The 14,229-nt window shown below is 49.5% G+C and carries 11 protein-coding genes, 1 tRNA gene and 2 pseudogenes; 3 read left to right on the top strand and 11 right to left on the bottom strand.

Annotated elements, in window-relative coordinates; genetic code table 11:
* From PAT3040_RS19250 to PAT3040_RS19235, 4 genes and pseudogenes are all read right to left on the bottom strand, one after another.
* A pseudogene (locus PAT3040_RS19250) lies at positions 1-229 on the bottom strand (hypothetical protein); the annotation flags it as partial.
* A gap of 57 nt (positions 230-286) precedes the next feature.
* The gene (locus tag PAT3040_RS19245; RefSeq protein WP_108993998.1) at positions 287-1,165 is read right to left on the bottom strand and encodes a carbohydrate ABC transporter permease; all 879 of its coding nucleotides are present in this window, start codon (positions 1,163-1,165) and stop codon (positions 287-289) included.
* Positions 1,166-1,192: 27 nt separating this feature from the next.
* The gene (locus PAT3040_RS19240; protein ID WP_087571254.1) at positions 1,193-2,161 is read right to left on the bottom strand and encodes an ABC transporter permease; all 969 of its coding nucleotides are present in this window, start codon (positions 2,159-2,161) and stop codon (positions 1,193-1,195) included.
* A 326-nt stretch (positions 2,162-2,487) separates the two neighbouring features.
* The gene (locus PAT3040_RS19235) at positions 2,488-4,251 is read right to left on the bottom strand and encodes an ATP-binding protein (RefSeq protein WP_108993997.1); all 1,764 of its coding nucleotides are present in this window, start codon (positions 4,249-4,251) and stop codon (positions 2,488-2,490) included.
* A 244-nt stretch (positions 4,252-4,495) separates the two neighbouring features.
* On the opposite strand from PAT3040_RS19235, the gene mscL reads away from it, so the two are divergent.
* Together mscL and PAT3040_RS19225 are read left to right on the top strand one after the other, a co-directional pair.
* A complete protein-coding gene (gene mscL, locus PAT3040_RS19230) occupies positions 4,496-4,921 on the top strand; it encodes a large-conductance mechanosensitive channel protein MscL (protein WP_373863956.1) in 426 nt (141 codons plus the stop codon).
* Positions 4,914-5,552 carry an NUDIX hydrolase gene (locus tag PAT3040_RS19225; protein WP_108993995.1) on the top strand — a complete coding sequence of 213 codons (639 nt, stop codon included), beginning with the start codon at positions 4,914-4,916 and terminating at the stop codon, positions 5,550-5,552. Before mscL ends, PAT3040_RS19225 begins: the two co-directional genes overlap by 8 nt.
* Positions 5,553-5,666: 114 nt before the next feature.
* On the opposite strand, the gene PAT3040_RS19220 is transcribed toward PAT3040_RS19225, so the two are convergent.
* Entirely contained in the window at positions 5,667-6,044 is a 378-nt protein-coding gene (locus tag PAT3040_RS19220; protein ID WP_108993994.1) for a hypothetical protein, read from the bottom strand.
* A gap of 172 nt (positions 6,045-6,216) precedes the next feature.
* On the opposite strand from PAT3040_RS19220, the gene PAT3040_RS19215 reads away from it, so the two are divergent.
* Positions 6,217-6,288, top strand: a tRNA-Thr gene (locus tag PAT3040_RS19215).
* A gap of 337 nt (positions 6,289-6,625) precedes the next feature.
* Here PAT3040_RS19215 and PAT3040_RS38785 read toward each other — a convergent pair.
* The 6 genes and pseudogenes from PAT3040_RS38785 to PAT3040_RS19195 all read right to left on the bottom strand — a co-directional run.
* Entirely contained in the window at positions 6,626-6,814 is a 189-nt protein-coding gene (locus PAT3040_RS38785; protein ID WP_181376723.1) for a hypothetical protein, read from the bottom strand.
* 23 nt (positions 6,815-6,837) lie between these two features.
* Positions 6,838-7,053, bottom strand: coding sequence for a hypothetical protein (locus PAT3040_RS38780; protein WP_258235058.1), 216 nt, complete (start codon positions 7,051-7,053; stop codon positions 6,838-6,840).
* Positions 7,050-7,537 (bottom strand): annotated as a pseudogene (locus PAT3040_RS40050) (alpha-L-fucosidase). Before PAT3040_RS40050 ends, PAT3040_RS38780 begins: the two are co-directional and overlap by 4 nt.
* A gap of 91 nt (positions 7,538-7,628) precedes the next feature.
* Positions 7,629-8,672, bottom strand: a complete 1,044-nt coding sequence (locus PAT3040_RS19205; RefSeq protein ID WP_181376722.1) for a peptidylprolyl isomerase — start codon at positions 8,670-8,672, stop codon at positions 7,629-7,631.
* 75 nt (positions 8,673-8,747) lie between these two features.
* On the bottom strand, positions 8,748-12,056 hold the full coding sequence (locus tag PAT3040_RS19200) for an S-layer homology domain-containing protein (RefSeq protein WP_108993992.1): 3,309 nt from the start codon (positions 12,054-12,056) through the stop codon (positions 8,748-8,750).
* Between the two features lie 213 nt (positions 12,057-12,269).
* Positions 12,270-14,229: glycosyl hydrolase family 95 catalytic domain-containing protein (locus tag PAT3040_RS19195; protein ID WP_219930301.1), on the bottom strand; the 1,960-nt coding region annotated here is incomplete at its 5' end.

Raw genomic sequence — 14,229 nt, 5'->3', positions numbered from 1 at the left:
TGGATACGGCTCCCCGGTCGAACGCGGAGATGCTGACCGCTTTCGGCAGATCGGCATACGGATCCGCAATCGACGTTGCCGTTGCAGACGGTTCAGCCCCGGACGATGCGGAGGGCGATGCGGAGGGGCTGCTCGCGTCTTTCTCCGAACATCCAGCCAATACCGTTCCCGCTAGCATACATAAGGCAGCCGTTGAAACAACCCACTTTTTTTGTTGACTGATTTTCATGTCTAGACCTCCTAAATTAATGTTTCTTATATCAAGGCTGTTTGACAGCCAGCGATATCAACCTTTGACGGAGCCGAGCAGAACGCCCTTTACAAAGTACTTCTGCAAGAACGGATACACGGACAGAATAGGTATAATCGAAAACACGATGGCGGCCGCGCGGATGCCTTCCGGCGTCAGGGTCTGTTCGGTGACCCCCTCCCCGCTACGAAGCATCTCGGGACTGACCAGGTCTATCATCTGATAGAGCTTCACCATCAAAGACATCTTGTCTGTGCTTCGAATGTAAATCAGTACATTCATATAGGAGTTCCACCAGCCCACGGCATAAAATAGGGTCAGCGCCGCGATCACCGGCATAGACAATGGAATAATAATCTTTAGCAGCAGCACCCATTCGTTAGCGCCGTCGATGGAAGCCGATTCCTCCAATTCTGCCGGAATTCCCTCGAAGAAGGATTTCATGACGAACATGTTATAGACGCTAATCAAAGCGGGCAACCAGATCGCCCAATAGGTATTTACCAGTCCCAAACTGTTGATGAGCAGGAAATGAGGGATCATCCCGCCGCCGAATAACATGGTAAACAGCACGGCCTGCAGCATGATGCTTCTGCCCCGAAGTCTGGATTTGGACAACGGGTACGCAGCCAAAATGGTAAATACCATATTCAGCAGAGTGCCTACGACAGTCATCAGAACCGTGTTTTTCATCGCTACGATCAGTTGTCCGTCGTCAATCAGATTGCGGTAAGCATCCCAATTAAATTCGATGGGCCACAAGAATACCTCCCCTGCCGAGATCGCTCTGCTGTCGCTAAAGGAGACCGCAATAATATTAAGAAAAGGAAACACGGTTGCAGCGGCGCATAACGCCAAAAAGATGTAGTTAAGCCAGCGGAATAGGATCGCCGAGTTAAAATAATTAGTCTTCACGAGACAGTCATCCCCTTTCTGTTCGGTCTACCATAACCCTCGTTCTCCCATGATCTTAATCAGCTTGTTCACGCTGACGATCAAGATCAATGCAACAATCGACTGGAACAAACCAAGAGCCGTGGTGTAACTGTATTGGAGATTCTCAATGCCGCGAGTATATACAAAAGTACTGATGACTTCGGCAACCTGGGTAACGGCTGGATTTTTCATCGTAAATACTTGTTCGAAGCCTACGTCCATAATTCGCCCCACCTGGAGAATTAAAATAATCGCTGCAGTGCTGCGAATCCCGGGCAAAGTTACATGCCAGATCTGCCGAAGCTTATTGGCTCCGTCAATCTTTGCGGCTTCATACAGAGTAGGATCAATGCCCGCCATGGCGGCCATATAGAGGATGGTGCCGAAGCCCGCCTCCTTCCAGATCCCGGAGCCTACGAAGGATATCGGCCACCAGAACGGACTCGCCATAAAATAGATAGGCTCTATGCCAAACAACTCAAGAATCGTGTTGACAATACCCGTAGAGGGGGACAACATGGCAATGACGATGGTGCCCAGCACCACCCAGGATATAAAGTGGGGGATGTAGAGCAGGTTTTGCAGAACCCGCTTGTATCCATTCCAGCGAACCTCGTTTAGAAGGATCGCCAGCACAATTGGTACCGGGAAAGCAAATACCAAATTGTACAGATTAAGCAGGAGAGTATTGCGCATAACAACATAAAACTCTTTGCTGGAAAATAGCTGGCGGAAGTGATCCAGCCCTGCCCAACTGCTTCCCCAGATGCCATCCGTCAGGCGGTAGTTCTTGAAGGCAATGATTTCCCCGTAGAGGGGAGCATACTTGAATAGCAGAAAATAGACGGCCACCGGCACAAGCATCAAGTACAAATATTTGTCCCGAATGATATGCCTCTTTAGGCCCCTTTTAGGGACGGCCGCGGCCAAAGCAGCTTCGGCTGGCTGCGGGTGCAAGCTTTCGGAATGCCGCATGGGAATTGCTCCTTTCATGTGCTGACCATGTGTTGAATCTGCCCTAACGGTAGCACGTGGCAAAGGAGCCGCGAAATCGCTACAATTTTATCCGTAAACGATTTTTGCGCTTTTTCATCTTTATTTTTTGTGGAAGTCCTTATTATTTGAGAAAAATAGCTCTTCGAAGGGGGGGGGATTCCGTGGATTCGGACACGGTAGTGAGGTGAAGGCGAGTTTCGGCTCAAAAAAAAGAAGGGCGGGCGCCCTTCATCCAAATCGATCCTATAGCCCATTCGTCCGGCAAATGGAATCGAGCCGCATATTTCCGCTTAAATGTCGTTTCCTTAGCTATCGCTGTCGTCCGGCTGGGAGATTGCAGGCAATGTAAATCTCAGCGTCGTCCCGCCGCCCAGTACGCTGTCTATGGCGATCTTGCCGTCATGGTTGTCGATAATCTTATAGGTCACGAGCAGACCGAGCCCCGTTCCCTTGTCCTTCGTCGAATAAAAGGGCTGCCCCAGCTTGGCAAGCTGTTCTTCGGGCATACCGCTCCCATTGTCCGCTACGGTAACGAGATGCGTGTCCGAATTGCCGCGCTTCAGCTCGATCAACAGCAATCCCCCGTCCGGCATAGCTTCCACCGCATTCTTCATCACATTAATAAATGCTTGCTTGAGCTGTACGGCTACGCCGAGGACCCAGGCTGGAGCCGGATCGAAGCGATGTTGGATACGTACCCGCTGTGCCTTCGCCTGCGCGCCGACAGCAGCAGTGCATTCGCTCAGCAGCTCCCTGAGATTGTTGCGTCTGAGCTCTAACGCTTGCGGCTTGGATAACATTAGCAGCTCCGTGACCGTGCTTTCGATACGCGACAGCTCCGATCTCATCAAGGGCAAGTATTGCTGGTCCTGTATTCGCCCGGTAGCGAGCAATTGCATGAAGCCCTTGAGCGAAGTAAGCGGATTTCGGATCTCGTGAGCGACCCCTGCGGCCAGCTGCCCCGCTATCGACAGCTTCTCCGCGTTGACGTACAACTGCTCGTTTCGCTTCCGTTCGGAGATATCCCGGATCATGACCTGTTCCACCTGCTTGCCGTCGTAAGTGGCTCGTATCCTCACCATTTCTGTCAAAATGGGGTTGCCTCGCAGCGTCTGCCACTGCAGCTCGATTGGACGCAAGGCAAATTCCCTCCCATCCGGAGTTTGCTGCAGCCATGTCTGCATCTCGAGATGCTTGCCGCCATGCAGAAGCTTGAAGATGCAATGGCCGACCAGCTCATCCTCATGCTCCGCTTCGAACAACCTCAAGCCGGAAGGATTGAGATATTCCCACTTGCCTTCGACGATAATGGCGATCGTGTCCGTTGAATTCTCGACCAGCAGCTTGTAGCGCTCGTCGATCTGGGTATACTTTTTCATCCCGAGCCAGGTGGTGTAAGAGAATGTAATGATGAGCAGCACCAGAATACACAGAATGAACGCCAGCAGCATCAGGAATTGATTCAGTCTGTCCAACGTCATCACATGTCGATACTCAACCGTGAGTGCAAACATCCCTACCGTATGCATGGTTAAGCTGCCAAGGCCGGCAACGAAACTCGCGGCTGCATAACGCCATTGCGCGGGGCGGCGCATAAGCACGAACGCTGCATAACAACCCGCAAAGCCTAGAAGGAACGATACGGCTACCAACGGAATATTGAATTCGAGACGATTAATAGAATGGCTGAGAATGGAGAAATAGTGCAGACAAGCAACTCCTCCAACCATAAGAAGCGCTGAAATAACCTCCGCGAGTCGAACGGGAAGTCTCCCGGAATGATAATAGCGAAGCGACAAAAACACCAAAAACGTAGTGATGGCAAAGTTAATGGCAAGGGTCCACTGGATATCCATCATGAAATCAGAGGCGAGCAGCAGGACGACATGCATCGTCCACAGTCCGAGAGTGAAGACAAGCGCCGCGGCGATGCAGTTGGAAGCAGAAACTTGCGTTCCGCTCGGCTTGCGCCGCCATTGCATTATGAACATCATATAAGTTGCAAAGCTTATAATAAACAGGGAGAGCAGCAGAAAGGAAGGGCTCCCGAGCTGAGACAATGGATTCATTGCGCTCCTCCAGGTTACATATTGTGATACATCTCTAGAAAGTTCGACATTTTCCCGAAATATCCTTTTCTTCCGCTCGAAGTATGGCGGTTTATGCCGCAATTCTTGCCTTAGGCTCTTGAAATCGCCGATTAGCAGTGCTAGATTTGGTGTACACTACTAGTTATAATGGAATGATAGTTTGAACAGGACTTAAACGGAGGAGATTTTATTGAAAATTGTAAAAGAGTTTAGAGAATTTGCGATGCGCGGCAACGTCATCGATCTCGCTGTCGGCGTGATCATCGGTGGCGCATTCGGCAAAATCGTCACGTCGCTCGTGAATGATATTATTATGCCGCCGATCGGCATGATTCTAGGGGGCGTCAATTTTAAGGATTTAAAAATCTCTCTCGACCCGAGTTACAGCGGCGACCCAGCAACCGAGCCATTAATCCGTTACGGTCAGTTCATAAACGTGATGCTGGATTTCCTCATCGTGGCCTTCTGCATCTTCTTGCTCGTCAAGGGAATAAATGCACTGCGCCGCCTGAAAGAAAAAGAAGAACCAAAAGCCGAGGCAGCGCCTACGGAGAAGGATTGCCCGTACTGCCTGTCCAAAGTGCCGATCAAAGCTTCGCGCTGCAAGCATTGCACTTCCCAACTGGAGGAGACTCCGGCGAATGCCTGAGGAACGGTTCGATATCTATGACGAGTCCATGAACCACTTAGGCACGGCTGCTCGCTCGGAGGCACATAAGCACGGCTACTGGCACCGCACGTTCCACTGCTGGCTGCTCCGCCAAGAGGACGGGCGCCTTCTTGTCCGCTTCCAGCGTCGCCAGTTGACGAAGGATACGAATCCAGGGTGCTATGATACAACGGCCGCGGGACATCTGGCCGCCGGCGAGACGATGCGCGATGCCGCCCGCGAGCTCGAGGAGGAGCTGGGCATAAAAGTGCGATTCGAGGAGCTCATCCCGCTAATGCAGGTCCGTGAGGACGTCAGCGGTATTGCGGCAGGAGAACTGTTTATCGACCGCGAAGTGAGCGACGTGTTCGGATTGGTATCCAACCTTCCCCTGAGCGAGTTCAGACTGCAGCGTGAGGAAGTATACGGCATCTACGAGGCCGAGCTTGCCGATATGCTTGCGCTCTTCCGGGGCGAGCTGGAGTACGTCGAGGCAGACGGCGCCGAGCTGTCGGAAGCCGGAGACGGACTGACGTCTTGCGTGCGAAAGGTTCTGGCCAAAGAATTCGTTACCCGCGACAACAGCTATTATATCGACGCAATGCTGGGACTTCGCGATATGCAGAAGTGAGCCGAGAAATAGAGAGAAAGTCTGCGAAATGATATCGTTTCCTATATTTGAACAAAGAGAGGCTGCCGACGGCAGCCTCTCTTTGTTTACATTATAGAGATGATAGAATCATGATTAGAAGAATCCGTTGCCGTAACCACCGCCGAACCCTCCGCAGCCACAGCCTCTGTGGCAACGGTCATGCAAGCTTCTTACGCAGATATCGAAGCTCACGATAACGGAGTTGCGACGGCCGAATCCGCAAGCGATCTTAACGCAATCAAAGCCCGGTTTCTTGAAGAAGCACACAGCTCTGCAATCGCGACTTAGCAAACGGTTCACCTCATGGTGATTGCAATGGCGGATAGCCTCTACCAGCCTTCTTGCATTACGGCGGTTGCGAAGCCTTCTAAACGTACGACTAAGCTGTCTGCCGGCGTCCTGAACGCCCGCCACGTCGAACTCGATTCTGTCATGATGTCTGAAAGAACTCACCCTCATTTTTTCGGACATAGGAACCCTCCTCTCTACTACGCTTACTCTATGATATGCAGCAGAAGTAGAGACGATTGGGTAGATTCATAGAGTCATTAGCGCAATTCGAGAGGATGCAAATATAGGATGCAATATAGGCTTGACAGCGCCTCCGAAAATTCGTATTCTATTATTTGTCGATTCCATATTCGCTGATGTAGCTCAGGGGTAGAGCAACGCACTCGTAATGCGTAGGCCGGGGGTTCAATTCCCTTCATCAGCATACTAGAAAAACAGTAATGACGCGGATTCCGGGAAACATGGAATCCGCGTCATTACTGTTTATCTACCATTTATCTATCCTTTACCAAATTAAAGCATTAAAGTTACTTCAAATAAAGCAATTGATCTTTCACTGCCATCATTCTTTGTATCGTCAAGAGGGCGTCATCGTTCGACCGGCCGGGACGTCTGATCGATTGCTTCACAAATGATTCCGGCGCTCCGCAGAAGCTTGCACGGCTCTTCACGGGAAATATAGGGACAGGATCACAAACAAAAAAAGCACCTCGCCATGCCCAGCACAGGCGTGCGGCATGAATGAGGTGCTTGCCCGGAAACTACTCGAGCTCAATCGCTAAACAATTGGTATAGGCTGTAGGCAATTCCTGCGGCAATTGCACTGTAAGTACGCCAAAGGCATGATGGAAAGGAAGGGGTTCTCCCCCTAACAATCGTACCGATTTAACCGTATCGGCTACAGTCAAGCATTTCATAACCGCTACACGGCTATCCGGCGCTTTAAGCATAAAAGCATAAAGCGTATTTCCCTTTACCTTAAAGCGGTAATCCGATGGGTTCCAAGCGGTCTTCTCTTCCTTGAATAAGCTTGGAACTTCTTATTTTGGGTATACCACGGTTTCTGCTCGCTGAAGTCCCGATTCTGAGCATGCTCATCGTTATCAAAGTAAAAATCACGATAGGCCAGATCGTTCCCGTCATAAGGCACGTTCGCATAAGGGCCGTAAGCGTCGCTGTATTTGTTCATTTTCCACCACGAGAAGCCTGCTCCCAAATGCTCTGACAGCCCGAAAGCAGACCATGCGCAGCGGCGGCCGCTTTCCACATGCCGACAATGTCTTTCATAGGGCCAATATTCATCGCATTGAATCGATTGACCTTGGAGGGATAATTAAAAAAGTTATCGTGATGCACGGCCAAGCTCATAAAATATTTGGCCCTGCTTTCACATACAACTCCATTAATTCGTTCGGATTAAATTTCTCCGCTTCCATAACGCAAATATCCTTGTATCCAAACTTCGAAGGGTGGCCGTAATTTCTTACATGGTAGTTATAATCGGGATGTCCTTGAATATACATGGACCGGGCATACCATCCTCCGGACTTCGGCACGCACTGCGGACCCCAATGGCTCCAAATGCCGAATTTGGCATCCTTAAACCATTCGGGACATTGAAACTCTCGTAGTGATGCAAATTTGGCTTCAAATGATTGGCTAGTTGTTAGCATTGAACTCCCCCCTAATAATGATCTTTAAAACCAGATAATAATTGGCTGTTAGTATAGACTTATTGATTAATAGCACAAAATGGACAAGATACTACTGCTCCACACTCAATTGATTAAAGACACTTTCATTTATTTTCACATCCGCGTGTTCCATCTCACGTTGAACCAGCTCCTCGTATTTCTTGTCCAGCAGTATGAATTTAACCTGCTCCTTCACTAGCTGAAATGGCTGATAGCCTCTTTCTTTGTTTTCTACACATCTGATAAGGGTTAAAGCATTGTTTTCGTCGATAATCCCGCTTATTTCCCCTACTTCTAGTTTTTGGGCCTCTTCAAGAAGTTGCGGATTTAATTCATAATCCGTTTTGGCGGTTAATCCGTCAAATGTTTGCGTTTCTACAATAAGGTCTGTCCTTGTATCTTGTAGATTCCCCATGGATTCGCCGTTTTGAAGTTCTTCTTGCACCCCTCTCATGACGGCAACGGCATTCTGACTTTTGGTTATGCTCATTTTCTCGACCTTAATCTGATACGACTCTATAAAATACTCCTCTTTTAATCTCTCATACGCATCCTTCAACATGTTGTCGTCGATGGCAAATTTGGTTTGACCAAGCGATTTTTTAAGCGCCAATACGTTATTCGTAAATACATGAGTAAAATATTGATATTCGCTATAGGTTTGCGGACCGTATATGACCTGATTGTTGTCCACGGCCTGTTGCCTTCGTTTGTTTTCCGCTTCCCGATCGTTCAATAACGATTTATACGAAATATCGCTTGCAACGCCATACTGCTTCATGAGGGATTGCTCCGACTTTATACGGATGAACTCCTTTAGCGTCAATTGTTTGGCATATTCGATCGGTTTCTCGCCGCCGTACGTACTCGTCCAGAAATGTTTGAAGTCGTTAACTCCATGCGTGTTCGCAAAATAATTGAACGTTCGGGCCACGTAATTGTTGTTCAATAGGAGCATGAATTCATCAACGGAAATCGGCTCGCCATTCACGGTTGCTACCGTTTGCTGGTCTTCCGAATTATTTAATTCAGGCGGCTTGTTGAATGACAATATCCCCCATATGGAAACTGCCCCCAAGACAACTATAACGGGAAGGATCCATCTCTTGGTCATAGGTACCACTCCTAGCTGCAGAAGCATGTAGAGGCTGATCACTGATCAACCTCTACCTTCAGCGTAACGAATAATCTATTCGTTAATTAATTTCAAATATTGCAATGCTCTATAGATCATGACTGCGGCCTGAGCGCGCGTAGCCCCCTCTTGCGGAGCAAATGTCGTTGTCGTCTTGCCGGCAATCAACTCTGCACGAACTGCATCTACTACCGCTTGCCTTGCATAGGACGAAACTTGATCGCCGTCGGCGAACGGAACTTCGGAAGAACCCTTCGTCTTCGCTCCCCCTTGAACGAATGCAACGGCTCTCATCAGCATCGTAACCATCTGTTCTCTTGTAATCGACTGATCCGGATTGAAGCGGCCGTCGCCTGCACCTTGAACTAAACCGTACTTGGCGGCGGCATTCACCTCCAGCGCATACCAGCTGTCCGCCGACACGTCCACAAAGGCGTTAGTCGCTTTATCCGCAGGCAGCCCCAACCCTCTTAATAACAGTGCCGCAAACTGTGCTCTGGTCAATGGTTGATTCGGCATGTAGTTCTGATCGGTCGTTCCATTGACGATCAGCTTCGATGCAAGAACCTCTACTTCTTTTGCCGCCCAATGCCCGATCATATCCTGGAACGATTTTTTGCTGTGCACAACCCCGTATAAGCTGTTTGTGTTACGGACAATCGCCACTTCGGTCTTGCCGTCTTTCTCCGTGAACACGGACGGCACAGCTTGGAACTGTCCTGTAACGGGATCAAACACAACCGCAGTTGCGGACGTAACGTCTTCAATGACATCATCGATTATCATTATGCGTTTAACAAAAATGTTGCCGAAGTGATGAATCTCCTTTTCTTTATCCTTTGTTTGGAGAATTATCTTGAAGTCGACCAAACCGCCTATCCGATTCAATCCCTGCTCGGCAATCGATTGATCAAATCGTTCGCCATCTTCCGAGGTTGCCTTATCCATTCGAATAATTAACGATGCGTCATCCGTATTCGTATTCGTACCGCTGATAACGTTATCAAGGCTCAGAATCGAAAGAGGAAAATCATAGGAACCCAAATCGCTGTTTATACGGATAACGACTGCCTTATTGTCTTCCATATGGTTGTTTAGAACCGAAAGCGGCAACTCGATGGCATTTAATGCATGCGTTCCCGGAATGGTAAGTTGAAGAACCGGGTCATTCTCAGTTGTCTGAAGTTTCTTTAATTTCCGAGCCAGCCGTTCTTCGTCAATGATTACCGTTATAGCTGACTGCCCGTCTTGCGCGGAATCAACGCGTATTTCGTTATCTTGCGGCGTATATTGCGTCGGATCACAGTCATGATCGGTATCCGTCCCAGGATTAGTACCCGAGCCCGTTCCCGGTCCAGTTCCCGGGTCTGTTCCTGGATTCGTTCCTGGATTCGTTCCGGGATCAGTCCCCGGGCCAGGTGCAGAATCATATTCATGTGCGCCGATATCAGGTTGACCGGTGTACAACGGGTTGCCCCAGAAATCTTTGCCTCCATTGTCTTCGATAACAAGTCCGGCGTTAATGGCAGGCGAATTCGATTGCAGCCTATAACCTGCCAAGCGATCAGGATCGTTAAAATCGATCATACTGCCGCCGGAACCGGGATTAACGAACTTAGGATCGGCTATAATTGAATTAACGATCGAAATGTCCGCATCCGCGGTAGCAGCCGGAGGTTCGCCTCCATAAAAAATATTGGTATCGAACACGAAGCCTTCCACAATACGCATATCGAATCCGCCGCTCCCTAAGTTATAGAAAATATTATTTTTGAAGGTTGTCGTTTTCGGAATGCCGAAGAAGTTTCTGACTTCTATCATTTTGGCGGTAGCAGCGCTATCCAAATAGAACGTATTGTTATAAAATTCACTATTCTCAATATATCCCAGGAGATTAATCACTTTCTCCCCGTCGTTCTGACTAATGTTGTATCTGACAATCGTCCCATCATTATATGAGCCTGCCGGATTGATGAGCAGAATAAATCCGCCGCCATTGTTATGGCTGTAATTATATTGGAATAGGCTCCGGCGGTTGTTGAAATCGCTATCAAATCCATTGGCATCCAGATTATTCGGAAGACGCACGGTGTCGTAAGATTCGTTGTATTGTACGACGGCGTCGTCCGTATACCAGGTCCAGATTGCGGCATTTGCATTATTTGCTCTTGCAGAGGTGCCTTTGGCGATATTGTATTCGACGAGCGGTGCCTTGCTCGTCTTGGCAACGATTCCGTCGCCGCCAATATCTTCGACCATATTGTTTCGTATGACCAATCCCGTACTGAATGTGCCGTCCGGGCTTCTAAGAATAATGCCCGAGCGGTCGACGGACTTGACGGTATTGTTTTCGATCAGAATATCGTTAAATTTGGAGTCGGTTCCGCTGGATACGAAGTAGAAGATGCCAACGCCTCTGTGCGGATGAGAATTGTCTCCTTTAATATTATGAACATAGCAATTTCTCACATAAATATGATTTGCTGTTCCATAATCCTTCAACTCGATATAGATCCCGAATCTCGAATCGGCTGACGGCGCATCATTTACGACTTCCAGGTTGTTAATTTCCCAATATTCCTGATTCACCAGATGCACGACACCGGCATTGGCGATTCCATTCCCGTCAATAATCGGCTTGTTGCCGGATCCATACGAATCGATGACGATAGGGCTGCCTGCTGCTCCGGATCCCTTCGGCTTTAGCTGTCCGATCCAATAACCGCCGGATTTCAGCAAAATGTTGGAGCCGGGTCGGTACGTATACGTATTTACTTTATCAAGCGTCTTCCACGCCGAATCTTCGCTCATTCCGCTGTTGGCATCGTCGCCATTGACGGCATCGACATAATATGTGCCCACATCCGCGTATTGTTCAGGCGGCGGAGGCGTATAGCTGACGAATTTAACCGCATCGGCGCGGGAGTATACCGTCGAATAGCCGGCTTCGCCGTTCATTATGACATATCCCGATGTTCCGGCGGCAAACGGATATTTGCCGAGACTAACCCAACCAGACGTACCGATTGTCCAATCCTGTTCCATTACCGATGAACCGCCGTCATACACGACCTCAATATCAACGTCTTTGTCCCCGGCCGTAAGGTTTGTAATCTTATAAATGAAAACTTCGTATTCTCCTGCCTCTGTAATAGTTGGCGTCCATTGAGCCGTTCTTTCTCCGACATTGGAATACCTTGTGGACGTGCTGTTGTACCCTTTTAAGCCGCTATCCTGCCACGTCCCCGTCTCCGAATAGCCCGGATTCCCATAATCGATCACGATTTCGGCTGCATGGCCGACCAGTGCAAATGAAAAAAATAACATCATGCCCATACTGAATTGTAAAAAAATTCGTTTCATCTAAAGCTGCTCCTCTCTCATTTTCATTCTGACAGCGTTTTCAGTACCTAAAGTGTATTAAGAAATCAGCTGCGAGATAAGGAACATATTTAGGTTTTAAAGGTAACAAATTTATGCAATAGTTGAGAACCTTCTAATAGTTTCAAGTAAGCAGTCATAAAAAAAGCACCCTTAGCGTTTAATCTAAGGGCACATTTCGATTCTGGAACATGTTTAGTATGAGAACATGATTTCATAGTGTTTGCCCGGCTGTGTATCAAAGGCCAACCGATTGTGATCGATGCCTGTCCGAATCCGCTCGTTTCCGCATCGAACCTGAAGATCCGCGATATCGGAATTTAACGTGATGCGGCAGCGTCGGCCAAGCTTGGAATGGACGGTTGCCCTGTCTATTGTTCCGGCGCACCAGCCCATTGCGAGCTCGAATCCGCCACGGGCGCAGACTCCGCGAACGCTGCCATCCGTCCAAGCGGCTGGCAGCGCAGGCAGCAGCCTGATCTCGTCTTCATCGCTTTGCACGAGCATCTCCACTATGCCGGCAGCCCCACCGAAGTTGCCGTCAATCTGGAAGGGAGGATGCGTATCGAATAAATTTTTTTCGGTAGAATGGGCCAATAAAGTATGGATATAGCGATAAGCCTGCTCTCCGTCACCTAGATGCGCCCATAGGTTAATAATCCACGCGCAGCTCCATCCGGTATGGCCGCCCCCATGGCGAAGTCTCCTCTCCAGCGTCGTCCGAGCCGCCGCCCGCAGCTCAGGCGTCTTGGCGTTAATGCTATGCCCCGGGAATAAGCCGAATAGATGCGAGATATGCCGGTGTCCCGGCTCCGTCTCTTCATGATCTTCAAGCCATTCCTGCAGCTGACCGAATCGTCCGATCTGCATCGGCGGCAATTGCGCGCGCTTCCGAACGAGAAGCTCCCGGAATTCAAGATCCTTCCCTAACGCTTCGCTTGCTCGAATACAGTTTTCAAACAAATCGTCAATGATTTGAACCGTCATCGCAGGACTCATATCCACTGCGGTCTTCGTTCCGTCCGCAGCCAGGAAAGTATTCTCCGGCGATGTCGACGGACCGCTGACCAGCCATCCGTAACGTGGATGCTCCACCATATAGTCCAAATAGAACAGGGCCGCTTCCTTCATGAACGGATAACCGCGCTTCTCTAGCAGCTCCTTATCCCCGGTGAAAAGAAAGTGCTCCCAATAATGTCTGCCGAGCCATGCCGCTCCTTCTTGCCACAGTAGCGAAGGCGTCGCCCTCAGCGACGTATTCAGCCAAGGATTCGTCCGCGTGCTGAGCACGATGCCGCCGCAGCCGTACCGTTCGCGAGCCACTTGGCGTCCCGGCTCTACAAGCGCATCCATCAAGTCGAACAAGGGCTCATGCAGCTCGGACAAATTACATGTCTCAGCGTGCCAGTAGTTCATCTGTGCATTAATGTTAATCGTGTAATCTGAGAACCATGGCGGCGTAAAGCTATCGTTCCATATCCCCTGCAAATTCGCCGGCAGCGTCCCGCTCCGCGAGCTTGCAATTAACAAATAACGTCCATATTGAACATATAAAGCACATAAATAGGGATCGTCCTCTCCTTGCTTAATCCGTTCAAGTCGCGCTTCCGTAGGCAAATCCTCGTATTGATCCGGACCGAGATCGATATCCATACGATGGAATAACCGCTCGTGGTCGCGAATATGGATTTCCTTCAACTCCGCCCAGGTATGGTCGCCCGCAGCGGCAAGCTGCTCCTCGTTTGCTTGGCGCGGGTCCGAATGGCGATACGACGTATTGGCGCTGACCAGCAGCGTAATCGCCTTGCACCCGCTGAAGATGACAGAGTCGCCGGTAGAGAGGCATTCCCCTTCGTCTGACCGGACCTCAACGCTTGTTGCAAATTCGACGCCTTCATAATCGCAGGCACCGCTCAGGGTCAGGCCCTGCAGACCATTCCGCTGCACGCTTGCTCCGCGTTTGCGTTTCAAGCGGATACTGCCGCTTAGAATGGACGCTCCGCCGGCTTCAAGCCGTATGACCATCACCTGACCGGGACTGCTGCAAATAACTTCGCGCGTAAATAAGGTATTTCCTACGGAATAAGACGTTCTGCATGCGCCTTGATTCAAATCCAGTTCCCGCATATATCCGGTAACTTCTCCTGACGGCAGG

The organism is Paenibacillus agaridevorans, assembly GCF_003112455.1.
Taxonomy (GTDB): Bacteria; Bacillota; Bacilli; order Paenibacillales; family Paenibacillaceae; genus Pristimantibacillus; species Pristimantibacillus agaridevorans.
The sequence above is the reverse complement of the archived record's forward strand: the minus strand, read 5'-3'. Positions and strand labels throughout refer to the sequence as shown.

Excerpts from the sequence above, each read along its gene's own strand:
- PAT3040_RS19240 (WP_087571254.1), bottom strand. The coding sequence starts at position 2,161 with ATGCGGCATTCCGAAAGCTTGCACCCGCAGCCAGCCGAAGCTGCTTTG.
- PAT3040_RS19235 (WP_108993997.1), bottom strand. The coding sequence starts at position 4,251 with ATGAATCCATTGTCTCAGCTCGGGAGCCCTTCCTTTCTGCTGCTCTCC.
- mscL (WP_373863956.1), top strand. The coding sequence starts at position 4,496 with ATGCGCGGCAACGTCATCGATCTCGCTGTCGGCGTGATCATCGGTGGC.
- PAT3040_RS19225 (WP_108993995.1), top strand. The coding sequence starts at position 4,914 with ATGCCTGAGGAACGGTTCGATATCTATGACGAGTCCATGAACCACTTA.
- PAT3040_RS19220 (WP_108993994.1), bottom strand. The coding sequence starts at position 6,044 with ATGTCCGAAAAAATGAGGGTGAGTTCTTTCAGACATCATGACAGAATC.
- PAT3040_RS38785 (WP_181376723.1), bottom strand. The coding sequence starts at position 6,814 with ATGCTTAAAGCGCCGGATAGCCGTGTAGCGGTTATGAAATGCTTGACT.
- PAT3040_RS38780 (WP_258235058.1), bottom strand. The coding sequence starts at position 7,053 with ATGAACAAATACAGCGACGCTTACGGCCCTTATGCGAACGTGCCTTAT.
- PAT3040_RS19205 (WP_181376722.1), bottom strand. The coding sequence starts at position 8,672 with ATGACCAAGAGATGGATCCTTCCCGTTATAGTTGTCTTGGGGGCAGTT.
- PAT3040_RS19200 (WP_108993992.1), bottom strand. The coding sequence starts at position 12,056 with ATGAAACGAATTTTTTTACAATTCAGTATGGGCATGATGTTATTTTTT.